Annotated in this window: 16 protein-coding genes and 2 pseudogenes; 5 read left to right on the top strand and 13 right to left on the bottom strand. The window is 51.9% G+C overall.

The annotated features are described in order from the left end of the window. Positions 1–148 precede the first annotated feature (148 nt). Genes A3OI_RS0101825 through A3OI_RS0101835 form a run of 3 tightly spaced genes read left to right on the top strand, consistent with a single transcriptional unit; the run spans position 149 to position 6,763 of the window. The gene (locus A3OI_RS0101825; RefSeq protein ID WP_018402649.1) at positions 149–2,248 is read left to right on the top strand and encodes an HsdM family class I SAM-dependent methyltransferase; all 2,100 of its coding nucleotides are present in this window, start codon (positions 149–151) and stop codon (positions 2,246–2,248) included. Next, positions 2,248–3,513, top strand: a complete 1,266-nt coding sequence (locus A3OI_RS20980; RefSeq protein ID WP_155902992.1) for a restriction endonuclease subunit S — start codon at positions 2,248–2,250, stop codon at positions 3,511–3,513. The genes A3OI_RS0101825 and A3OI_RS20980 overlap by 1 nt, the downstream gene beginning before the upstream one ends. Beyond that, the gene (locus A3OI_RS0101835) at positions 3,506–6,763 is read left to right on the top strand and encodes a type I restriction endonuclease subunit R (RefSeq protein WP_018402651.1); all 3,258 of its coding nucleotides are present in this window, start codon (positions 3,506–3,508) and stop codon (positions 6,761–6,763) included. The genes A3OI_RS20980 and A3OI_RS0101835 overlap by 8 nt, the downstream gene beginning before the upstream one ends. Positions 6,764–7,106: 343 nt before the next feature. On the opposite strand, the gene A3OI_RS0101840 is transcribed toward A3OI_RS0101835, so the two are convergent. The 8 genes from A3OI_RS0101840 to A3OI_RS0101885 all read right to left on the bottom strand — a co-directional run bounded on the left by A3OI_RS0101840 (position 7,107) and on the right by A3OI_RS0101885 (position 17,691). Next, entirely contained in the window at positions 7,107–9,620 is a 2,514-nt protein-coding gene (locus A3OI_RS0101840; protein WP_018402652.1) for a S8 family peptidase, read from the bottom strand. 8 nt (positions 9,621–9,628) lie between these two features. Continuing rightward, a complete protein-coding gene (locus tag A3OI_RS0101845) occupies positions 9,629–10,609 on the bottom strand; it encodes an AAA family ATPase (RefSeq protein ID WP_018402653.1) in 981 nt (326 codons plus the stop codon). A 427-nt stretch (positions 10,610–11,036) separates the two neighbouring features. Beyond that, a complete protein-coding gene (locus tag A3OI_RS0101855) occupies positions 11,037–12,569 on the bottom strand; it encodes a DUF3631 domain-containing protein (protein WP_018402655.1) in 1,533 nt (510 codons plus the stop codon). Next, the gene (locus A3OI_RS19065) at positions 12,566–13,501 is read right to left on the bottom strand and encodes a toprim domain-containing protein (RefSeq protein ID WP_018402656.1); all 936 of its coding nucleotides are present in this window, start codon (positions 13,499–13,501) and stop codon (positions 12,566–12,568) included. The genes A3OI_RS0101855 and A3OI_RS19065 overlap by 4 nt, the downstream gene beginning before the upstream one ends. Positions 13,502–13,588: 87 nt before the next feature. After that, on the bottom strand, positions 13,589–13,945 hold the full coding sequence (locus tag A3OI_RS0101865; protein WP_018402657.1) for a hypothetical protein: 357 nt from the start codon (positions 13,943–13,945) through the stop codon (positions 13,589–13,591). A 163-nt stretch (positions 13,946–14,108) separates the two neighbouring features. Further along, on the bottom strand, positions 14,109–15,056 hold the full coding sequence (locus tag A3OI_RS0101870) for a DUF6387 family protein (protein WP_018402658.1): 948 nt from the start codon (positions 15,054–15,056) through the stop codon (positions 14,109–14,111). A gap of 122 nt (positions 15,057–15,178) precedes the next feature. Further along, entirely contained in the window at positions 15,179–16,549 is a 1,371-nt protein-coding gene (locus A3OI_RS0101875; RefSeq protein ID WP_018402659.1) for a site-specific integrase, read from the bottom strand. A 428-nt stretch (positions 16,550–16,977) separates the two neighbouring features. Next, positions 16,978–17,691, bottom strand: coding sequence for a M48 family metallopeptidase (locus tag A3OI_RS0101885; RefSeq protein ID WP_018402660.1), 714 nt, complete (start codon positions 17,689–17,691; stop codon positions 16,978–16,980). A gap of 53 nt (positions 17,692–17,744) precedes the next feature. On the opposite strand from A3OI_RS0101885, the pseudogene A3OI_RS21425 reads away from it, so the two are divergent. Then, positions 17,745–17,993, top strand: a pseudogene (locus A3OI_RS21425) (IS4-like element ISHch2 family transposase); the annotation flags it as partial. A gap of 27 nt (positions 17,994–18,020) precedes the next feature. On the opposite strand, the gene A3OI_RS0101900 reads toward A3OI_RS21425, so the two are convergent. Then, positions 18,021–19,247: an ISAzo13 family transposase gene (locus tag A3OI_RS0101900; protein ID WP_018402662.1), complete on the bottom strand. Its 1,227-nt coding sequence runs from the start codon at positions 19,245–19,247 to the stop codon at positions 18,021–18,023. A 56-nt stretch (positions 19,248–19,303) separates the two neighbouring features. Beyond that, positions 19,304–19,526 (bottom strand): annotated as a pseudogene (locus A3OI_RS24190) (malate:quinone oxidoreductase); the annotation flags it as partial. Between the two features lie 346 nt (positions 19,527–19,872). Here A3OI_RS24190 and A3OI_RS24195 point away from each other — a divergent pair. Beyond that, positions 19,873–20,004: a hypothetical protein gene (locus A3OI_RS24195; protein WP_267283265.1), complete on the top strand. Its 132-nt coding sequence runs from the start codon at positions 19,873–19,875 to the stop codon at positions 20,002–20,004. Here the strand turns inward: A3OI_RS24195 and msrB are convergent. From msrB to A3OI_RS0101925, 3 genes are all read right to left on the bottom strand, one after another. After that, positions 20,001–20,432, bottom strand: a complete 432-nt coding sequence (gene msrB, locus A3OI_RS0101915) for a peptide-methionine (R)-S-oxide reductase MsrB (protein WP_018402664.1) — start codon at positions 20,430–20,432, stop codon at positions 20,001–20,003. The genes A3OI_RS24195 and msrB overlap by 4 nt on opposite strands. Before the next feature lie 11 nt (positions 20,433–20,443). Continuing rightward, positions 20,444–21,079, bottom strand: coding sequence for a peptide-methionine (S)-S-oxide reductase MsrA (gene msrA, locus A3OI_RS0101920; protein WP_018402665.1), 636 nt, complete (start codon positions 21,077–21,079; stop codon positions 20,444–20,446). 163 nt (positions 21,080–21,242) lie between these two features. Beyond that, positions 21,243–22,622: a class II fumarate hydratase gene (locus tag A3OI_RS0101925; protein WP_018402666.1), complete on the bottom strand. Its 1,380-nt coding sequence runs from the start codon at positions 22,620–22,622 to the stop codon at positions 21,243–21,245. Positions 22,623–22,696: the final 74 nt, after the last annotated feature.

Genomic DNA, 22,696 nt, shown 5'->3' on the forward strand with positions numbered 1-22,696 from the left:
CATATTGGTTGCCAGGGAGTGGCTTCATCGTTACGACCAGCTTACAAGTCGCACCATTACGCGGCCTTAGGCCGCCGGGCGCCACTGACGTGTCCCGCTGTGCTCAGCATTGGGCAAAGCAACCGAAACTAAAGAAGCAGGTTAACCCTTGAATAAAGAACAACTGAAACAACTCGAAGACGACCTCTGGGCTGCCGCTGACAATCTGCGTGCGAATTCCGATTTGAAGGCGTCTGAATACAGCACACCGGTGCTTGGGCTGATCTTCCTCAAGTTCGCCGACATTAATTATCAGCGCCATGAAGAAGCGATTCTCAGCGAACACCAGGAGCTCAAAAGCACCCGTCGTGAGAAACCGCTTCACGAAATCGCGATTGCCAAGTGCGGGTTCTATCTTCCAGACCATGCTCGCTACAGCTACCTGCTAAACCTGCCCGAGAGTCAGGACATCGCCAAGGCTATTGAAACAGCGATGGAGGCGATCGAGGAATACAAGCCCGAGCTACAAGGCAGTCTTCCGAAGGATGAGTATTACCGCCTCACACGCTCGGCTGAGACCCGACTGATGCCGTTCGATCTGCTGCGCCAGTTCGACAATATTCCGGACGATGCCACCGGCGATGTTTTTGGGCAGATTTATGAATATTTTCTGGGAAAGTTTGCGATGTCCGAAGGCCAGGGTGGCGGCGAGTTCTTTACGCCGCGCTCAGTGGTGCGGCTGATGGTGGAGATCATCGAGCCCCATGGCGGCTCGGTGTTCGATCCGGCCTGTGGTTCGGGCGGTATGTTCGTGCAATCGGCGCAGTTCATCGAAAAGCACTGCGAGGAGTTCAAGGCACAGGGCGAAGACACCAGCGTATATGTGTCCGGGCAGGAGAAAAGCTCGGAAACCGTCAAACTGGCGCGCATGAACTTAGCTGTAAATGGTCTGCGCGGGCAGATCATGCAGGGCATCTCCTACTACGACGACCACTTTAACTCCTTTGGCCAGTTTGACTATGTGCTCGCCAATCCGCCGTTTAACGTCGATGAGGTTTCGCTGTCCGGGGTAGAAAAAGATCCGCGCTTTAACACCTACGGCATCCCCCGCAAAAAAACCAAGGCGGCCAAATCCGAACAGGGCAAAGAGACAGTACCCAACGCCAACTACCTGTGGATCAATCTGTTCGCCACGTCGCTGAAGGAACCCAGCAATACCAGCCCTGGCGGCCGTGCCGGGTTGGTCATGGCCAACTCTGCCTCCGACGCGCGCCACTCCGAGGCGGACATCCGCCAGACCCTGATTGAAAACAACCTGATCTACGGCATGCTCACCCTGCCGTCGAATATGTTCTACACCGTCACCCTGCCAGCCACCTTGTGGTTCTTTGATAAGGGCCAGATCGACGAACGCATTCTGTTTATCGACGCGCGTAATATTTTTACTCCAATCGACCGTGCCCACCGAGAGTTCTCGGAAGAGCAAATTCAGAACATCGCCATCATCAGCCGCTTGCACAAGGGCCGTCGTGATGAGTTTGTTACCTTGATCAACCGTTATTTCCAGCAGGGCATGTCGCGCCTGGCAGCCAATAACCAGCAGGTAAAACCAGTCGCCGACCAACTGCTCGCCGTACTGGATGACGACTCAGGCAAGCAAGCCGTGGCCAGCCTGGTCAAGGCCTGGGACAGCCTCGCACCGCTGGAAACAGCCTGGGCAGGTTATCAGCAGCAGAATGGTGCCAATGAAGGCATAGATCACACGAATGCCGCCCAGCAGGCACTGCGTGCGACCTTCGATCCGTTTTTCATCACATTGCACGACAACCTGAAACAGATCGACAAGGCCGTACGCCGCCACGAAAAGACGCTGGCAGAAGCTGCAAAACTAGCCGGCAAACGTCAGACCGCCGACCGCGCTACTAGGCAGCTTAAAGTCGCGTTGGAAGAGCTGCATAAGGAAGTAAAGAACGCCGAAAGTAGTTTTGGCCATATCCAGTGGTTGCAGGAGCGCTTCCCCAAAGCCGAATACGAAGATGTCACCGGTCTGTGCAAATTAGCGAACCGGGATGAGGTTAAGGAGCAGGATTACTCGCTCAATCCGGGGCGCTATGTAGGTGTGGTGATTGAGGAGGACGGGAAAACGGAGGAAGAGTTTGTTGCTGAACTCGTGAGCTTAAACGATGAGCTTTCGCTGCTTAACTCCGATGCAAAAATTCTGGCAGATGTTATCGCCACAAATATTGCTTCCACGACTGGAGGCGAATAATGGACTGGAAGGAATATCCATTTGGTGATTTGGTTGATTTCCCACCAAGGGTTCCACTGAGAAAAGGCGACAGTTATACGTTTGTGGACATGTCTGCGATAACACCGTTCTCACGTTTTGTTGCAAGTGCTGAACATAAATTATTCGATGGTTCCAGTCATAGTCGGTTTGTTGACGGAGATGTACTTATGGCGCGCATCACGCCATGCCTTGAGAATGGAAAGGTCGCGCAGTTTAAGAGTGTTTCTGGTGAAAAGGGTTTTGGCTCGACAGAGTTTTTTGTTTTCCGGCCAAAGCCAGAGAAACTGGACGGTGATTTTTTATACTACCTTTCGCGAAGCGATCTGCTTTGGAAAAGTGCAATAAACAGCATGGTCGGTGCGAGTGGTCGCCAGCGAGCGGATGCTAAATTCCTTAAAAGAGTATTATTAAAGCTTCCTTCATTGGCCGTACAGCGCAAAATCGCCGCCATTCTGACCGCCTACGACGACCTGATCGAGGTCAACAAGCGCCGCATCGTGCTTTTGGAGAAGATGGCCGAGGAAATCTACCGTGAATGGTTCGTCCGTATGCGTTTCCTTGGCCATCAGGACACCCGTTTTGTTAAAGGTGTGCCGAAAGGGTGGAATGTGGAGCCGATTAGCACGATCGGTTCAGAGATACGGTCAGGTGTTAAGAAGAAGGACTTGGCAGATGATGAAATCTACATCGGGCTTGAACATATTCCCCGTAAATCGATTGCGTTTAAGGAGTGGGCTACCGCTGATAGCATAGATAGCAATAAGCTTCACTTTAAAGAACGCGATATTCTGTTCAGCAAAATCCGCCCCTACTTACACAAGGTTGGATTAGCGCATTTTTCAGGAGCATGTTCTTCAGACACTATTGTTCTGCGCCCGCGCCATCAAGTTTACGAAGGATTTTTGTTGTTTACCGTGTTTAGCGATACCTTTATTGAGCTGGCCACAACTGCGTCAAAAGGTACAAAAATGCCGAGAGCAGACTGGGCGTTTCTTGAAAAGTTAGAAATCAAGATTCCTTCTCTCGACTTGCTGGAGAAATATCAAGCAAGGTTTGAAGAAATTTTTAATATGATAGCTACACTGCTTCGCGCAAACCAACAGGCGGTGAATGCTCACGGCCTGCTGCTCCCGCGCCTAATCTCCGGCAAGCTCTCGGTGGAAGACCTGGATATTCAGTTTCCACCCAGTATGCAGGAAGCGTCTTCACGCACCGAAGTCGAACCAGGGGCCAGTTATGCCTAACTTCTTGTCCGAAGACGTCATCGAGCAAGCGATGGTTCAGCGCTTGCAGCATCTGTATGGCTACGATTCGCTGAATTGCTATACTAGCGATCCGGCGGATTTGGATGATGGTTCGGGGCGTTCAGACAAGCGAGAAGTCATCTTTCGTGACCGACTGAAAGTAGCGGCAGTGGCATTAAACCCGGAAATTCCCGAAACCGCCATTGATGTTGCGGTAGATCAGGTCTGCGACCGTCGCCAGGCTATGGCCACCATTGCCGCCAACCGTGAGTTGGATGGCCTGATCCGTGATGGAGTACGCGTCGAGTTTAAGGATGACAAGGATAAAAATGGCCGCATCCGCAAGGAGCGAGTGCGGCTAATCGATTTCGACAGGCCCGACAACAACCATTTTCTGGCTGTTACCCAGCTGTGGATTCAGAGCACCGGTGCGGCAGCCAAGGCGGGTTACCGCAGGCCGGACATTCTGCTCTATATTAATGGCCTGCCGTTGGTGTTTATCGAGCTTAAGAACTCCAATGTCAAACTGCGCACCGCCTACGATGACAACCTGACCAATTACAAGGCGGATATCCCTCAGCTGTTTCTCACCAATGCCTTCTGTGTGTTTAGCAACGGCATCGAAACCCGCCTGGGCAGTCTGAGCGCCGAGTGGGAACACTTTTTCCACTGGCTGCGTCCGGAGGACGAAAAGGAAAAGGTGCGTCGCGACCAGATCCGCGCCGAGGGCACCAGCGCCGAGCGTTTTCTGCAAGGCTTGTGTGCCAAGAACAAGCTACTGGACTATCTGGAAAACTTTGTGGTTTACCATAAGGGCACCCAGAAGATTATCGCCCAGAACCATCAGTTCATCGGTGTAAACCGGGGCTTTGACAAGTTTCTGCGCCGGGAAGAATTCGGCGGTAAGCTCGGAGTGTTCTGGCACACCCAGGGTTCGGGCAAGAGCTTTTCCATGATTTTTTATGCCCGCAAAATCATCCGCAAGGTGCCAGGCAATTACAGTTTTGTGGTTGTGACCGACCGCGCGGATCTGGATGGGCAGATTTACCGCAACTTCCTCAATACCGAAACGGTAAAAAAAGCCGATACCGCACAGCCCAAAGACAGCGAGCAACTGCGCACCTTCCTTGGCCAGAACAAAAAGCTGGTGTTTACCCTGATTCAGAAATTCCGCTGGCCCAAGGGCAAGCGCTACCCGGTGTTGTCCGAGCGCGATGACATTATTGTGATTGTGGATGAGGCACACCGCACCCAGTACAAGTCTCTGGCCGAGAATATGCGCGCCGGGCTGCCCAACGCCCAGTATCTGGCCTTTACCGGCACGCCCTTGCTGGGGCGCGAGCGCAAGACCAACGAATGGTTTGGCGATTATGTATCGGAGTACAACTTCAGCCAGTCCATGGACGACGGCGCAACCGTGCCGCTGTTCTACAAAAAGCGTGTGCCCGAGGTGTTGAACCAGAACGAAGACTTGAGCGACGAGTTCTACGAAATTCTGGAAGATGAAAACCTCGACGACATACAGCAGGAAAAGCTGGAACGCCGCTTCGCAACGGAGCTGCAAGTGATTAAGCGCGATGATCGGCTGGAGAAAGTCGCCGAAGATATTGTCTTCCACTTTCCACGTCGGGGTTACCTTGGCAAAGGCATGGTGATTGCGGTGGACAAGTTCACCGCCGTTAAGATGTGCAATAAGGTGCGACGACTGTTTAAGGACGAGATCAAGTCGCTGCGCGGCGAAATCAAAAAAACTTTGGACGAGGTGCACAAGGCGCGCTTGCAGAAACGACTCGAATGGATGCGCAAGGTGAAAATGGCGGTGGTGGTCAGCGCCGAAAATGGCGAGGAAGAAAAGTTTGACGCTCAGGGCCTGGATATTCGACCGCACCGTAAACGCATGGAGCAGCTGGACGCTCACGGCCATGACTTGGAATACAACTTCAAAGACCCGGAACACCCGCTGCAACTGGTGTTTGTTTGCGCCATGTGGCTCACCGGCTTTGATGCCCCGACAATCTCGACCCTGTACCTCGACAAACCACAGAAAGACCATACCCTGATGCAGACCATTGCCCGCGCCAACCGGGTGAGTTCGCACCGTATTAACGGGGTAGAAAAGACCAACGGCGAAATCGTTGATTACTACGGTGTGATCGGCAGGCTTAAGAAGGCAATCAAAGATTACGGCCAGGGCGGTGAAGGGCAGGAGGATCCGCCAGTCAGAGACAAGGACGCATTGTTCGCCCTGCTGATTGACGCCATAGAGCAAGCACGCACCTTTTGTGCCGAGCGCGATATCACTATCGACACTGCACTTACAGCGGACGATGTCTTCAAACAGGTCAGCTTGTTTGAAAGCTGGGCAGATACGCTGCTCTCGAAAGATGAATGGCGGCAATCCTTCAATGTGTTCGAAAACACTATTACCGCACTCTATGAGGCCTGCAAGCCGGAGATTTTAGGTGACCCAGTCGTACGCAAGGTAGCTTTGTTCCAGTATCTACGCGGTGTTATCGACAGCATTATTCAACAGCAAGACATTGATTCGGTCACCCGAAAGATTGATGAACTACTCGATGAAAGCCTGATTGTGGATGATGAAAAATTCGTTGGAACCAAGGAGGAAAAGGGCGGTTGGAGAATTACACAAAAGGGTCAGGGGTGGGATCTCAGTAAGATCGACTTTGAAAAGCTGAAAGAAGACTTCAAACAGGCCAAGTACAAAAATATCGAGATCGCCGACTTGCGCGCATTTTTGGAAAAGAAACTCCAGGATATGCTCAACAATAATCGCACCCGACGAGATTTTGCTGAGCGCCTGCAAGAGATCATCGAAAATTATAACGCGGGCAGTAGTTCAGCTGACAGCGATTTTGCCGAGTTGGTGAAATTTGCCGAATCACTGAAGGACGAAGAAGATCGCCATATCCGAGAAGGCTTGACCGAAGATGAGCTGGAAATATACGACCTTCTCTGCAAAGACAACATGACTAAAGCCGACGAAAAGAAAGTCCGTATGGCGGCTAAGGTGCTGTTAAACCGACTGACCGAGGAAAAGCCGAAAGTGCTGGTGCAGGACTGGTACAAAGATAGTCAAACCAGACTGTTCGTGCGAGACGAGGTTGGCTCGGTACTGGATAAATATCTTCCCGAAGACAGCTATGACAAGGATCTGTTCATACAGAAGCGCGACAAGGTTTATGAGTTGACTCTTGATTTGGCGATCAATCACCAAAGATGGGCGGCGTAGTTCCGGTTGGATATTCAAAGAAGATGGCAGGGTTGGCGAGCCCCTGCTTGGACGGAGGCTCGACCGGATGATGCGGGTATTTAGGTGACCTGCGGACGGACAGCCATCAGCACCCTTCCGAATCATACTTTGCTGCCGCACAGATATTCTCGTCAGCTACAACCTGTAAGACTACAGACTTGCAGCTATATGACATACGGTGGCGACATTATCGCCGTAGAGAAATATCTACTTCGCCAACCAGAAAGATCACAGATTTTTAAAATCTGCCAAGCTTAATTTGAGAACTGCGCATGCCGACGCTTGTGAGTCGCAAAAGGGCATTATCTCAACAATGCAGATCTCAAACATCAACTTCAACCTGCGTAACAATCTGATTTTCGACCTCCGTATAGATATCAACGTCTTCATCGGGTACGTCTATGCTCACAATTAGACTGTATCGAACAGAGTTTTCCCAACGATTCTGCGCTGACCTATATTTCCACCAACCGCTGACTGGGTAAACAGCAATAGTATTCATATCGAGTAGGTCTGCCACGGTGCCTATCCAAGTGTCTGAATGTAGAGAGCCGCGAGTACGCAATGAAGGTCCTAACTGCCAACCTCCAGGATCACCCTCCCGACCATCATAATCTCCCAATTGGTCGTTAGCGATTTTGTTGATCGATGCTCGGAACACATCTACTGTCTCTCCCGGGCGAATAACATCAAAACGCAGGCCATGGGACTGATACCGATAGCGATCCCGGTAGCCTCGGCGCCCAGGATTCGGCTCGATAAAATAGGATAGCGTCACTTTCAGCCGAACTTCCTGCTCTAAAGGCAGCAGCTTAAGCGCTTCCAACGGCCACGGAAGCGTGTAAAGCTGCATTTCATTAAGCTTTGGATCAGAAGATGTGCGGGCTTCATCAGACTTTAGGAATGGCTGCATGCTCTCTTGAGTGACCAAGGTCAAAATATGATTTGCGCTATAGCGAGCCCTCTCGAGGTCGGGGACTCCGTAACCCGCACAACGAAGCATTAGCTCTTTTGCTCGCGAGGGCGAGTGTTGTTGCCGAAACAAGCTAAAACGCTTCCTCATAACGACAGTCCATTCGGCTGAATGGACAATCAGAGCACGTATCGTTTCTGGCCAGTACTCAGGATACTCCACCATCAAAATTGCTGCTTGCCGAGAGACCAAAGCGCTCGCAGCACTGGTATCTCTGGAGGTCTCAAAAAGTGGCCCGGTGGTTCTTCCCGACGTTGTTAGCAGAGAGACTACGTCATCATCAGTTACAAAATTTCCGTCAGGTGAAAGTAACCGGTTCCCACCTTCAGCAACGACATCTGGTTTATAAGGCGCCTGTTTCTTCCACCCCCAATTAACAGATGTTCTAGTTGCAGGCGCAAGATCTCCAGCTCTTGCAATTGGCGACCAGCCATCTAACGAAGGATCGTCATTCGTGGTTTTTTCTGTATATGCTCCGACAGTCAATGCATTCCATGATTGGGCCGGATCTTCTATCTCCGCTAATTGGATTTGGTCCCAAAATTCCGCTCCTGGCATCAAATCGAAACCATTCCCGGCTGAAATTATAAACAGCCTCTTTTGGCCATCTTCGGTGCCAGAACTAAACTGATCAATTTCTGCAGACCATGAGCTTGGCATCCCTCCCACGGCATCTGGCTCGGCTGTGACCGCCAGCGAGTAGACTCTGCTCTGGTCAGGATTATTGATCTCTAATTTTGAAATCGTACCAACAGTAATTGCACCATAAAGCTCTAGATCATTTACGCCCTGTGGAGGAAGAATCCTCCCCGACTCAATTCTGTGAGATAGTTCTATTGGTCCTTGCTCTGAAATGACTTGCTGCAATTCCCCGAAAATGGCCAGGCCAGCTTGCAATGAACCATGCTCGTTGAAAATGGTTCTCTGTTGATACTCATCATATTTTGACCAATTTGGATTCCAGCACTCAGCCTCAGAATCACTGGTGACGAGGGAAAGAACTGGATGATTAAAATTCACTCCGCCATCGAGAACCAAAATTGACACATTTGCGTCAGGTTTCACTTGTATGCGGTGTGTAAGATCTTGCACCCAATCAAATTGTGCTTTAGGTGACATAGAAATAAAGATGCTCGGAGTGTCTTTTGCGCGCCGGAGCTCTTCGAGATTGGCAATCAGTTCTGGCGCGGCTGCGAGTTGTGTTGAAGACGCTTTGACTAGAGCGACATAGCTGTCAAAAAAAGTGAGCGAAGTGTTTCCCAGAGTGCCACCAATACGCTCAACCAAACGCTCTACGACAACCGAAGGGCTGATGCTATTAGGAGGGGCCTTCAACCACAGCTCCCACCAGATTTCTCGGTTAGCGTCGTCTGGAAAGCGACTGGGAGCATCGGTCCAGAAAGCTCGAAGATCAGCCAATTTAATACCACTAATGCTATCGATCAGTGGTTGATTGCGGGGACGACCACCATTGCTTGTTTGGGTAAGGTATTCGGAAATTTTTTTGTGGAATGCTTGCCTCCGAGATTCAGGAATAAACACTGTTGCAATTTCTACCTGATCGAAAGTCCGACAAGCTCTTAACCGGAAATCCTGATTGTCGAGTTTCTGAAGAGGTAAAGGCATTCCAGGAAACCCGATAATTTCAACATAAATGCCAGTTTCATCAGTAATCGGCTCAGGCGCATTCGAGCGGCTGCCATTAAATTCTTGGAGGATAGCATCGTACTGACTCTGCAACGCGGCGCCGTGGGCTAAGCGATTCCTTAGTGGCACTCCTGGGCCTGAACCGCCATTTCTGGATCGAAACTCCTCATTCTGGACAAATCCATTTAACAGAATATGCGACTTTCGCTCCGCCATACCTTATCTCAGCGCCTCCCTGCCTGGCGACGTTGAATGGCCTTCTTCATTAACGCCGTATTAATTTGTGCATCGTGATGCAAAACTGCTTCCTTTGCAGCATCTTCGCAAGCGCGGGTCGCCTCCGCCGCGCTGAGTCCTTCTGATTCAAATAACAAAACCTCCCAGTCCAACGACGACGTGTCGAAAGCCACAAGCCGATTGCTCATCAATTGCTTCACCTGCTCCGGCCCAGGTTTCTGGAACTCAATGATGTCATCAAAACGACGATACAATGCCCTGTCTAAAAGCTCTGGGTGGTTCGTTGCTGCAAGGATGAGGCTTTCCGAGCGATCTTGTTCAACGAACATAAGGAAAGAATTAAGTACTCGCCGAATCTCACCGACATCATTAGCTGCGCCACGTTGCGTGCCTATGGCATCAAACTCATCGAAAAGGTATACCGCTCGCGTCTGCTGAATATGATCAAAAATTAAACGCAGCTTGGCTGCAGTTTCACCCATAAATCGTGTTATTAAACTGTCGAGAACAACCGTGTATAGCGGCAGCTTAAGCTCAGCTGCTAAGACCGCAGCCGAAAAGGTCTTTCCTGTGCCAGGAGGACCGGTAAACAACAGTTTACGCCTAGGCAACAACCCAAATTGTGACAACTTTGCTTTTTGACGCTGCTCAAGTAGAACATGTTCTAGACGCTCACGCACTTCATCAGATAGAACCAACTCACTTTTTCGGACACCCGTTGGGGTTAACTCGAGTAAGCCTTTTAATTCGCCTTTTAGCGGCTGGGTGAGAGGTGTTGGTTTAGTTGAAGTGACGGGCCGCAGAGACTTTTGAGACTTTTCAATCGCTAGTTTGAGATCCGTGGCAACGTTGTGATGCCCCTTACGGGCTTCCTTAGCCGCCACTTGCAGAGCAATAGAATAGAAACGCTGATCATCGCGATCAGCGTGACTTTTCAACAATGCTTTGATTTGCTCTGCGGTTGCCATATGTTACCCAAGCGTGGATTTTTCAGTGCCTATACGTGCACAAGTATATCAGCTAGCGCCATCATATACTCCCTACCCTCCGCCTAACGCTTACGCGTTTTAACATACTGTTTAGTGATCTTTAATGGTCAGCTAATACGAGCTAAAATAATGAAAATTAAGCTTTTATTGCTTCCTGCTCAAACACCAAGTTCGGGCACTTCCATTCACGCACCTTTGCATTCCAATACTTTACCAGGAGAAATAAAACTTGCTTAGCACAGCAACTATCCCCACCAGCAAGCAGCAAATGATTAAATCGTTGCCGACAGGCAAGCAATTAAGAATGGTGGAGCCCAGGAGCATCAATGAGAATGACGAGCCCCTGCTTGAATAGAGGCTCAACCGGATGATGCGGGCATTTAGGTGGTATGCGGACAGGCGATCATCAGAACCCGTCCGAACCATACTTCGCTGACGCATAGGCATTTCCATCCGCTACAGCGCTACAACCCGCACGACTGCTGACGTTGGGACGCCCTTCATCCGCTACAACCACGCTAGTTGTAGCGGACAGACTAGCCCTGCAGCCCGCATGCCGACCGGCCTGTAGCGGTGTAGCGCTTGAGTCAGAAGTGCCAGCGGAGAGGTAGCGCTTGAAGGCGTCCAAAAAGTCAGACTTAATGTAACCCTTTCTCACGGTGGTACCAATCCGCACATCTTTGGACTTAACGCTAAAGCCTGCCAACTTAGTGGATACTTGTCGGGCCGTGATCGGCTTTCCGCGATTCCATGTATTCCATAGCGCTTCACCGTCAGCACAAAGCGTATCCACCAGTTCGGCGCTAAAAATGCGCTCGGCGTTCTTATTTTCGAATATCGCCTTGATGTCCTTAAGCAGCTCCGTGCCTACATCTGGAGCCTGCTCCGCCTCATCCATACGCGTAATGATTATTGCGATGACCCGGGCGCGTTCCGGCCACTCCCCGCCGATAGTATCGGCAATCTGTAGCAGCGGCTCCCAGTTATCTTGAGCTCGATTGTTGAGTCCTAGCACTGGGTCAGGGCGAGCAACTATTACTTCATCTGCGACATCATCGTGCAGGCGGCATAGCTGTCTTTTCAGGCGAACCTCCAATCCAGTCTCCATGAAGCGAATATTATCAACAGACTCACTAGGCAGCTTGCGGCGAAGCTCAAAACGAATTGAGCGGCTTTCTAGGGTGCTGGCGATGCTCCCTATGCCGCACAATGCTTTGGCACCCCATGTAGAAAAGCGCGTAGGCTCATGGCTTTCTCCCACCACACGGATGATGGACCCGTTTCGCTTATGCCCCGAGTTGAGCACGCCTCTAGCATCTTCATTATCGCGCAAAAAAGTATCCACTTCGTCAATCAATAGTGACGGTTGCCACTTGTCCATGGAGCGAAAAAGCGCGGAAGAGCTAATGCCATCGCACTTGAGCGGCTGAAAGGCGAAGAGCTCCATAAAGTCTAGCAGAGTGGACTTCCCGCAGTTGGGCAACGGTGCGGTAATGTTGGCGATGGGAGCTACGTGAACCTCATTTATGAACCATGTGAACACAATCCATAAAGCAGCTGCATCGGCCACTACCGGTTCGCAGATCACGTACTGGCGCAGAGTGTCCGATAACTCGCGCACCAGTGCAGCGCCATCTACCTGCTCGTCCCACGGCTCGACAGTAGGAAAGAAGCTATTATTAGCTTCTTCCTTATCCTGCTGAGTCAGCTTATCCAATTCCGCAATCGACACCCTGGCCTTTTTTGCACTGGCACGGATGCGTTGCCAGTTGGCTGGACTTTTCTGACGAATAGTAAAAATAATCTCGAGGATTCCTTGCTCAAAAATGGCGCCAGGGTCATCACCCAGTTTACCAAGCGCTTCCATGACCCTCGCCATGGCTTCTTCATCGCGATTCTTGGCACTTATGCCTGACTGTAATTGCTTTGCCACGCTCATTTCGCCCCCTTGCACTGGGCCAGATCGTTGAAATCCGAGCATTGGCAACCGGAGCAGGAAAAAATCGGCAACGTCAGTTTAGCGAGAATGGTGTCAGCGGCCTTTTTCCCCTCGGCATAGCCTTTGTTGTGTTGCTTATACCGGTCGTTGTCTGCAGCAACAATAATCTCCACACCAGCGGGAAAGGCGACTCGAATGCGCTTCGCAACAGGCTCCATGTTGTCGGCGGTCATCGCAGCTACCACAGGAAAGCCACTGGCCTCATGAATAGTAGCGGCTGTCGCCCAGCCTTCGCACAGGTAGACAGTCTGAGCACCTGCGACTTTGCCCACCAACGCCGCCGCACCAGTGATGAGACCACCTTTCAGAAAGCGCTTGCTCCCGTTGCGGTTGATACGCTGCAGATTAACCAGCTTGCCGTTGGCATAAATCGGGACCAGTAGCTCACCGTTTGACTCCCTGAGCCTGTGGGCACCTACACCTTTGGAGAGCAAGTAAGGATGATTGACCAGTGCCCCTGATGCCGTATACCAAATTTTCTGAGCATGAACTGCAACCTGGGACTCGTCGTGTGATTTCTGACACTGCCGTTTACGTGCCGCCCTGCCTGCAGCCTGGCGAGCTCGTTCAACAGCAACGGGATCGTATTTACTACGCAAGGTGATGATGTACTTTTCGTCCGTGTGCCAAAAGCCGAATACAGCAACTTCATGGCTTAACACCACGTACCAGACATTCAAATTACCGCGCTTTTTATCCGGTGCGTCAAGACGCTGAATCTCACCATCGTTGCAGATAGAAAAATCAGTGACACCACGAATGGTCAACGCTTCAGAAAGAGCGTCCTCAATGCTACGGTGCCTGTGAGCCTGCCCGCTCAACTGTTCTGAATTAGCTCGCCCTATCGTCGCGGGCTTTTTCATGCCTTTCATTCAACCTCCTCCTTCTCTCGACCACGCTCGAAATTAGTCGGCCGCCGAGTCGGCCAAAGCCAAATAGTTACCCGGGTGTGAGCAAGCTCATACATAGCGATGGCCCTCCTGAGCTTCCAATCGGTGGGACTCGTTGATGTGTCGCTTGCGCATCGTCTCAGAGGCTTCCGCCGTGCTGGCATAGCTTTCGCCATCCACCAGCCAGTTGAGTACATCTTTCAGGCGATAACGAATCGCACGTCCATGACGAACGAAGCGCGGGGCAGGCCTGCCTAGCAAGGTTCCGGTACAGCGTGCCTTTCGGGCAGTGGTGGGTTGCACAGCAATCAGGTATGGGAAGACGGCGGACTCGGGCAGCTCAATCAGTGCTGGATCGAATCCGTCGTGGTACTTGGCCAGTGCATCGGACAATGTGGTGGTGGGGTCGAACTTCTTAACGATCATCGTAAACATCCTCTATCTGTGTTGGATGTCTTGGATGATCCTTGTTCCTGCTGGTTATTAAGATTCAGGTTCGTAAATATTTATTTGAATGCAAATCTGATTTTTCGGATCTGCATTCATTTTACTCGTCATAAAAACGAACCCAAAGAAATCAAAATAAAAATCAAAAGTTCAGTGAATCTAGCTCTTCTGCCTTTTTCATCAACTTCAACATGTACTCCTTCTCAGACTCCAGTCGCCTGAAAAATTTTCCGACAGGGCGAGATGGTCGCATTTCAAGCTCCCCGAACTTATCATCGTGAGGAAAAAGAGCGCTAGCCATGCACTTTGCTGTTATTTTTGAGCGGGTCAGGCTCGCCCAGATCGTTAGATCAAAATAGGCAGCTGCGCGATATTCAAACAGTTTTTTGACTTCTGACGGCTTCACACAGGAGACATTAAATTTATTAGAGCAATTTTTCAAAAGATAGCGCCGTATCCCTTCAACTCTTACTTCAATCGTCGATGTTCCATTTATATTTACATAACTGAAATCATTAAGATCTTCTAATGAAACATGCGAAAACATGACATGCCTGACATCTTCAATATCCCAACCCCTCTCTTCTGACAAACAGCTCGCCGCTTTTTCAATACGCTCAATGAGGGCAGAATTTTCCTTCATCGCAGCCATCGCATCCCACATGGTTACGAAACGGACATTGCTGTGGGGGCTAACACCGAAATTGTCACCTACGATTCTTTTTACTACTTTTCTTGCCTCTACAAATGCATCCGATGAATCATCCCCCGCTTCCATTTCAGCAAATTCATCCTCACCAAGACGGTGGCGCTGCTCGGCAGCATACAACTCTCCCGCTATGCCCATACCGTCGTAATCCAAGGGCGCTTTAGATGCATCTGCCATTCTACTAAATATCGAGCTTATAGTTGAATCGTACAACAACGGCCCAGTGTAATCGTGAGGGATAGACCTAATAAAATTCGACGTATAGATTCGACCATAGATCGCACAAACAGCACGATGAGGATCCTTATCCCGCCACTGAGTGTATGGTTCAATATCAAACCACTCAGGCAATTGCGAAACATCGTTTATCTTCTTCGACATCTGAGCCACTTCCTCCGCTCACTCCATATAAAGGCGGCAGGCCAGTGCGGTGAAGTTGCCGCACGTTCGGGAGCTACCCTAGGCCCGCCAACTTGGTCAGGCTTGCGCTATCAGCGCCACCTCTATCTAACTACCTGAAACGGCGCATCCACCGCTCCTTCTTCATCATTTTCATCACCCAACTCATTTGTGTCAGGCTCAGCCACCTGCTGAGCAAACGCTTCTACGGCATCGCGGGTGTGGTCAGGTCGCAAGTGTGCGTAATGCTGAATAGTGGTCTGAATATCGCTATGGGCCATCAGCTTGGCAACCGTCAACAAGTCCACCCCTGCCATTACCAGCTGGCTAGCGAAATTGTGGCGCAGACTGTACATCACCAGACTACCTGGCAGCTCGGCTAACTCTCGAACCTTAGCCCATGGCTTTTGCATCGCCGTCCGATCCATACGCTTTCCAGTACGAACCGAGGGGGATACCAGGCCGGTTTGGGGTTTGCCTTGCTGGCGACGCCAAACCTTGAGCACGCTGACCACAGCGCTGGACATAGGAAAGATCATCGGCTCTGGATGATGGTGCGCGGTCTTCTCGATTACTTTACGAATGGTGCCAAAGGTAAGGTTGACGTGCTCCCAGCGCAGACCAAACAGATCGCCAGGCCGAAAGCCGGTGTAATACATGATTAATATCCACGGCTTCACATGATCCACATAGGTGACATCATCAAGGTCAGGTAAGTACGCCTTGCCACGTACCCTGCTCCGTTGGCGCTCCTGACGCTTAAGGTCTTGGTAGGCATCTAGCCCACTGAATAGCGCCCCAACTTCTTCCGCTTCCAGGTACCGTCGCTGAGACGCCTGCTCGGCCATCTCCTCTTCCGTTGTGGCGGGACGCTGTAAGTTAATTCCCGCCAGCGGATTATTTGGTATCACTTTACGCTCAGCCGCATGCGCGAGAAGCGTTTTGAGTGCCCCCAGGCTTCGCTTGCTGGTAGTGAAGGCTTCACCCTTGGCTTCTCGCTCACCCTGCCAACGCTCAATATCAGCATGGGACAACTCACCCATAGGCCTATCAAGCCAGTCAGCAAAGGCGCGGCGAATCCGCAATAGCGCAGAGTGGCCATCCTTCTTGCGACCTTGCACCACCGTATATGGGCCATCCAAGTAGGCGCGTAATGTCCGCGCATGCTGGCGCTGGGCTTCCGCTCGGGCTTCTTCCAGCACTGCTCGTGGATCGCCACCTTGAGCCACTACAGCCAGTGCTTCGGTGGCATTACTTCTGGCCTGTGCAGCGGTTAAGGTGCCGTACGCCCCAAGAGTCATCATTCGACGCTGGCCGGTCTTAGTTCGATAGTAGAGCCGGAAGGTAAGGCCACGCTGCCCAGCGCGAACGTGATAGCCGGCCAGGTCGGTATCCCACACATCACTTTCTGGTGGTGTCTTGGCCAGTTGCTCAAGCGCCCTGGCGGTCAGCTTCATCTTGGTGGTACTTGCCATATCTCGCCCTGCTCTCTAGGTGACAACTAGGTGACAGATGGAGGATAAAACAAGGTATAGCGGGAAACAAGCAGCAACCTCAGATAGTCGATCAACTATTTGATTTTAATAATATATTATATTCGTTTTGTTCCTGTTTGTTTCTCTTGAAATATGGCTATAATGCCCTCCGAAGGCAGTGGTCACAGGTTCGAATCCTGTCGGGCGCGCCATATTTTTCAAGGCCTTACGTGAAAGCGTAGGGCCTTTTTTATTGGCTGTGCCCAAACGGTGCCCGTGGAGTGCCCAAAATTATAAACTGCTTTTCCCTGATGCGATGATCATGACCCTTGCACCAACTTGAGCACACGATGGTTTGGGCACAATATTCTACTGCAGATGCTCATGCTAAATGCCTAAGATAAAGGCAGATGGGCATTCCTTAAAAATCAATAAATCCAATTATTGTGCGCCAACGGCATCTTATTCAGCAGGCTTCTGCGCTCTCGCCAGTCCGGCAGGTGTTTGTCCATGTACGCCTTAAATCGCTCGTTGTGTCTGCGCTCCAGCAAGTGAACCAGTTCATGCACCAGTATGTATTCAAGACATTCAGGGGGCTTTTTCGCGAGCTCCAGATTCAGCCAAATACGCCTTGCTTCCGTGTTGCAGCTACCCCACTTGGTTTTCATTTTCTTTACGCCCCAGCTATTGGCTGTAACACTGATTTCTTTTTCCCAATAGGGCAAAAGCTCGCTGACGCGTGACTTCAGTGCGCTGCGGTAATATTGCGAGAGCAGCAAATCTTTATTTTCGATGGATGTGCCTGCACTCACATAGAGATCAATTTTGCCCCGCCCCACCTTGACCTCGTGGCGCCCTGCCCGTTCCACTACGCTTAAGCGATGGTGCCGCCCCCACAAGTAATGGCTCTCTCCATTCCGCATTTCCCGGTCAGACTGCCTGGGCTGTTTGGCAAAGTCGCTTTGCTGTTTTTTTATCCAGGGAATACGGCTGATAACCGCCATGCGAATAGCCGTATCGGTCATTTTTTCGGGCGCCGACACTCGTACCCGACCATCTGGCGGCAGCACACTGATGTGTAGATTTTTTATTGGCTTTCGATTGAGCAGCAGCTCAATCGTTCCAATCTGAATATGGGGCATCAGCGATAGTCCTTCTGAGCTTTCGCCAGCTCCATCACATTTTGAACATCGACATCAAAGCCGGCTGGCCGAAAATTGTACATAAAATAACCAGTTTACTGAGCTGCCCCGAGTTTATTGCCCAGCATCGAACCCACCCAAAACACGTTACCCGCCAACGCCATCTGACCTTCCGCAATCTGATCCTGTTTCTGCTGAATCAGCCCAAAAGCGCCCTGCAAACCGAACTGGATGCCTTCTTTCAGACCCTCAATGGCTCCGTCTTTGAAACCCGGGTCGTCACCGCCCAGGCTTTCAGTAAGCGCTTGTTAATAAATAAACTGAACAAGTCATTCAGGGCGAATGCAATAATTCCAGTCGCCGTGAAACTCGCTACGTTCGATGTTGATGGCGGATAAGTCTGCATCAGAGAGGGTCAACCCCTTGGGATATTCAGCAGTATCGAGTTCGGCCCGTACCGTCAAGCCACTGCGTGTCTTGGTGCTGGCGATAAGGTTGACGATGACCTCATGACTGATCAGCGGACGCCCACGCCAGTTCATGGTGATGAACGAGAACAGGCGGTGCTCGATCTTGTTCCATTTGCGGGTGCCTGGTGGAAAGTGATGGACTTGAATGTCCAGACCGGTCTCTTGAGCAAGGTGACTCAACTCTAGTTTCCACAGGCGCACACGATGCCCGTTACTGCCTCCACCATCGGCAGTAATGACCCATTGTTTTGCCTGCGGGTAGCGCTGGACCCCCATGCTAAACCACCAACGCCGGATGGTTTGCACGGCGAAGGCCGAGGTGTCATAGTCTGTGCCAACGCTCACCCAAGCCTCATCAGCTCCGATGTCGTAAACCCCATACGGATTGGCACGCCCGAGCTCCTTGTCGATGAAGTCGTGAACCTTGACCTTGACAGGCTCGCCGCCGGGTAGCCACTCCTGGCCTGCGTTCTTGTAGGCGCCCACCCATTCCTTCTTCTTCGTGTCCACCGAAATCACGGGTTGATTGGCCTGCAGAGCCGCCGTCACCGAGGCGTTGATATGCTCGAACTGAGCGTTACGGTCCGGACTTTGATTGCCTTCAAGCACCTTGACATTGGTCTGCAGGCTGTAGTCCTGCTTTTTCAGGAGCTTGCCCACCACGACGTGGCTCACCGTGTGGCCTTTTGCCTTGAGCTCATCGGCCAAATTACGCAAACTCTTGCAAGTCCAGCGTAGCGGCGATTCCGGGTCACCGCGGGTAGTTGAATCCACCAACGCCAATAGGTCAGGCAGCAAGGTGACATCCTTGGTCTCTATCTTCTTACGCCCCGCACCCGCTTGACGTGTGTTCGTTGTCCACAGGGCCGCCCGATCTCCCGTGCGATCAGTCGATTTTATGGCCTCGATCTCACTGATTCCGGCCATGATGGTGGTGCGCGAAATGCCCGTAGCCGCAGCCACGGCAGACACACCTCCGCGCCCCAACACCTTAGCCTCTACCGCGACCAACAACCTTCGCTGGCGCTCGTCAAGCGCATCGCGCATGACTTCCCAGCGTTGACCAATGTGTAAATTAGTTACCATGCATCAGAGAATATCCGATTACAAAATATTGCACACCTTATTTGTTAACGCTGCCTAAGGCGTTCGAAGCGGCGTTTAAGGAAGGCAACGTCTTTTCCGCCCCAGACAAAGCTCTGGTGCGGGGTACGGTTTATGAATTTTTTCGGATCGGGCAATATGGTCCAGACGCTCCACCAGAACGATGTCCATGGTTGGGTCTAGCTGCTTCAGTATCATGCCGAGGGTAGCGCTCATCACGCCCCCACCGACCAGCACTGCGTCTGCCTGTCTTACGGCCATTGGTTTTTCACCCTAGCGAGCATTGAGCTTGTGTGCTCTTTCACGATCAGCAAAAGAGCCTGTCGGAAACCAGCCAGATGGAGATAATAATGCTGGCAACTGTTTCCTGAATGCGATGTGACGATTATCCCGGCTTTCGGCGCACTATTAAATTGTAATAGGCAACGGCTGCTCGTCACGTAAAGACTCGCCTGGCCCCGGGAGCCTGTCTCCGTTGTACTTGATTTTCCCGCCTTTGCCAGACAACATCACCGCAACTTTAGTCTCACACCCCCCGGCTTGGTAAAGAGGTAGCACGCATGTTACTGGCGATAGGTGCAATAATTGCCGGCTTGATTCTTCTGGTGTGGAGCGCCGACAAGTTTGTAGACGGGGCCGCAGCCGCATCATCAGTCGGTTAGACGGTGGTATTCTGATGCTGGTCTACGTGTCGTACACCGGCTACCTGTTAACCACCATGATACCCGCCACCGGCTAATCGCCGGCGTTTTCCTTGAACACCAAGGCCACCGAGTTCAGGCAGTAGCGCTGACCGGTGGGCGCCGGGCCGTCTGGGAAAACGTGACCCAGATGGCTGTCACAGCGCGGGCAGCGCACTTCTGTGCGACGCATGCCCAGTGCATCATCTTCAATATAATGAATGTGTTGCGGATCGAAGGGCTGAAAAAAGCTGGGCCAGCCGGTACCCGAATCAAACTTGGCGTTAGAGTTAAACAACGGCAAGTCACACAACCGGCATTCGTAAACACCCTGCTTTTTGTTGTCCAGCAGCGTGCCGCAAAACGGAGGTTCGGTGCCATGGTCTAACAATATCCGACGCTCGTCGGCGCTCAGGCCAACGGCTTTCTCTTCAATCTGTTCCGCTGTTAGCGGCGTCAAATCGTATCCTGCTGCAGATTCGACCAAAATAGTGCTCCTTACGCTTTATTCGAGTGGTCGTCGGTAGATGTAGACGCTACGCCCGGCTTTAGCCGATCGCTATATTGGTCAACCAATTTCTGCACTTTGGGTGCAGCAACCGCCATGATATAGGGCTGACCCGGGTTGCGAGCGGCGAAGTTCTGGTGATCTGCTTCTGCTACGTAGAAAGTTTCCAGCGGCTCCAGTTCAGTCACAACCGCCGAGTGGAACACGCCTGCCTGGTTCAACTGTTCGATATAAGCTTGCGCGACTTGGCGTTGCTGTGCCGACTGATAAAAAATGGCCGAACGGTACTGGGTGCCAATATCGTTACCCTGGCGGTTGCGCTGGGTGGGGTCGTGAGCCACCGAAAAGAATACTTTCAGCAAGCTGCCCAACGACACCTGAGTCGGATCGTATTCAACCTTGATTACTTCGGCGTGGCCAGTGGTACCGGTGCATACAGCATGATAGTTAGCGCTGCCAGCAGATCCGCCAGCGTAGCCGGATTCAACCGAGTGCACGCCGTTCATGCCAATAATTACCGCCTCCACGCACCAGAAGCAGCCACCCGCAAGTACTATCTGACCGCTGTCCTGGTCTGCAGGAAGATCCTGCTCTGGATCCGGAAACCGGCTGCGCGGCACGGTCATGCCGGGGACGCTACAGGATGTTGTCACTACTACCTCCGCAAATACGCTTGTTTGTGTGACTATTGTTCGTTCAATCTGATCACGCGGACCACTAGTGTCCCGCCTGGCTCTTCGGACTCTCAGAAGCTCAGTAGGTTCACGAATGAGCCATAATGGACACTCGCTATCCTGCCAGCCCGCCGCGGGTCAGTTTTAACGGGCCCATAAGCTGCTCAAGCCGCTCGCGGCTGAGACCACTGCGCTCTTCAGCCACATCAATTACCGGGCGGCCACTGGCGTAGGCTTCTTTGGCAATTTCGGACGCCAGGCTGTAACCAATTTCGGGGTTTAACGCCGTCACCAGCACGGGATTACGGCCAACACCTGCGTTTAGATGCTCTGCGTTTACGGTAAAGCCTTTTAGCGCTTTGTCACCCAGCAGACTGCTGGCATTGCTTAACAGGCCAATCATCTCCAGCAGGTTGGCACCTACCAACGGTAACATCACGTTGAGCTGAAAATTACCAGACTGCCCGGCGTAGGCGATAGAGGCATCAAGCCCCATGATTTGTGCGCCGACCATAGCCACAGACTCGGGGATTACCGGGTTTACTTTGCCCGGCATAATGCTGCTGCCTGGCTGAAGTACCGGGAGGCTAATTTCTGACAACCCGTGAATGGGGCCGCTGTTCATCCAGCGTAAGTCGTTGGCGATTTTTGTCAGCACTATGCCAAGCCCACGCAGCTGCGCCGACAGCGCCACCGGCGCGTCCACTGCGCTCTGTGCCACAAACTTATGGGCTAGTGGCTTGAAGCCAAAACCGGTATTGGCTTTCAGGCAGCGGGTAAACTCAGGCGCAAACTCGCTAACGGCATTAATCCCGGTGCCTACAGCCGTGCCGCCCTGGGGCAACGCCAGAAGCTCATCTGCTGCACGTTCGATGCGCGCCTGTGTCGCTTTCAATTGCTCGCGCCAAGTACGAAGCTCTTGGCCCAGGGTCACCGGCATTGCGTCCATCAGGTGGGTTCTACCGGTCTTTACCTGCTCGCCATACATGGCTTCGCGTTCGTAGAGAACGCCTTGTAAATGGGTCAGCGCCGGCACCAGGTTCTGGTGAATCGCTATCACCGCGCTGATATGGATAGCCGACGGGATGACATCGTTAGAGCTCTGGCTCATATTCACGTGGTCGTTGGGATGAACCACCACACCACTGAGCTGGGCCAGTGCCGCGATCACCTCGTTAACATTCATGTTGGTGCTGGTGCCAGAGCCGGTCTGGTAGCGGTCTACCGGAAACTGATCATAGTAATCACCGGCCAGCAACTGGTCACAGGCTAGCACAATGGCATCGCGAACCGGGCCATTGAGCAAGGCCAGGCTGGCATTGGCTTCCGCCGCGGCTTTTTTTATCTGCACCACGGCGGCGATGAACGCCGGCGGCATGGGTTGCCCGCTGACGGGGAAGTTCTCGATGGCGCGTTGGGTTTGTGCACCCCAAAGTGCGTTTTCCGGCACCCTGACTTCGCCAAGGCTGTCGCTTTCTACCCGTTCATTGCTCATGGAACCTCCTTGAAGAAATTATGGTCTCTGCCGCACACTTGAGGATGTGAGATCCTGGGGCGCCGATCCCAATA

The sequence above is a fragment of the Marinobacter gelidimuriae genome (assembly GCF_000372805.1).
GTDB classification, from domain to species: Bacteria; Pseudomonadota; Gammaproteobacteria; order Pseudomonadales; family Oleiphilaceae; genus Marinobacter; species Marinobacter gelidimuriae.

Excerpts from the sequence above, each read along its gene's own strand:
- msrA (WP_018402665.1), bottom strand. The coding sequence starts at position 21,079 with ATGACCGTGCCGCGCAGCCGGTTTCCGGATCCAGAGCAGGATCTTCCT.
- A3OI_RS0101885 (WP_018402660.1), bottom strand. The coding sequence starts at position 17,691 with ATGCCCCATATTCAGATTGGAACGATTGAGCTGCTGCTCAATCGAAAG.
- A3OI_RS0101845 (WP_018402653.1), bottom strand. The coding sequence starts at position 10,609 with ATGGCAACCGCAGAGCAAATCAAAGCATTGTTGAAAAGTCACGCTGAT.
- A3OI_RS0101840 (WP_018402652.1), bottom strand. The coding sequence starts at position 9,620 with ATGGCGGAGCGAAAGTCGCATATTCTGTTAAATGGATTTGTCCAGAAT.
- A3OI_RS0101855 (WP_018402655.1), bottom strand. The coding sequence starts at position 12,569 with ATGAGCGTGGCAAAGCAATTACAGTCAGGCATAAGTGCCAAGAATCGC.
- A3OI_RS19065 (WP_018402656.1), bottom strand. The coding sequence starts at position 13,501 with ATGAAAGGCATGAAAAAGCCCGCGACGATAGGGCGAGCTAATTCAGAA.
- A3OI_RS0101925 (WP_018402666.1), bottom strand. The coding sequence starts at position 22,622 with ATGAGCAATGAACGGGTAGAAAGCGACAGCCTTGGCGAAGTCAGGGTG.
- A3OI_RS0101870 (WP_018402658.1), bottom strand. The coding sequence starts at position 15,056 with ATGTCGAAGAAGATAAACGATGTTTCGCAATTGCCTGAGTGGTTTGAT.
- A3OI_RS0101835 (WP_018402651.1), top strand. The coding sequence starts at position 3,506 with ATGCCTAACTTCTTGTCCGAAGACGTCATCGAGCAAGCGATGGTTCAG.
- A3OI_RS0101875 (WP_018402659.1), bottom strand. The coding sequence starts at position 16,549 with ATGGCAAGTACCACCAAGATGAAGCTGACCGCCAGGGCGCTTGAGCAA.
- A3OI_RS20980 (WP_155902992.1), top strand. The coding sequence starts at position 2,248 with ATGGACTGGAAGGAATATCCATTTGGTGATTTGGTTGATTTCCCACCA.
- A3OI_RS0101900 (WP_018402662.1), bottom strand. The coding sequence starts at position 19,247 with ATGGTAACTAATTTACACATTGGTCAACGCTGGGAAGTCATGCGCGAT.
- A3OI_RS0101865 (WP_018402657.1), bottom strand. The coding sequence starts at position 13,945 with ATGATCGTTAAGAAGTTCGACCCCACCACCACATTGTCCGATGCACTG.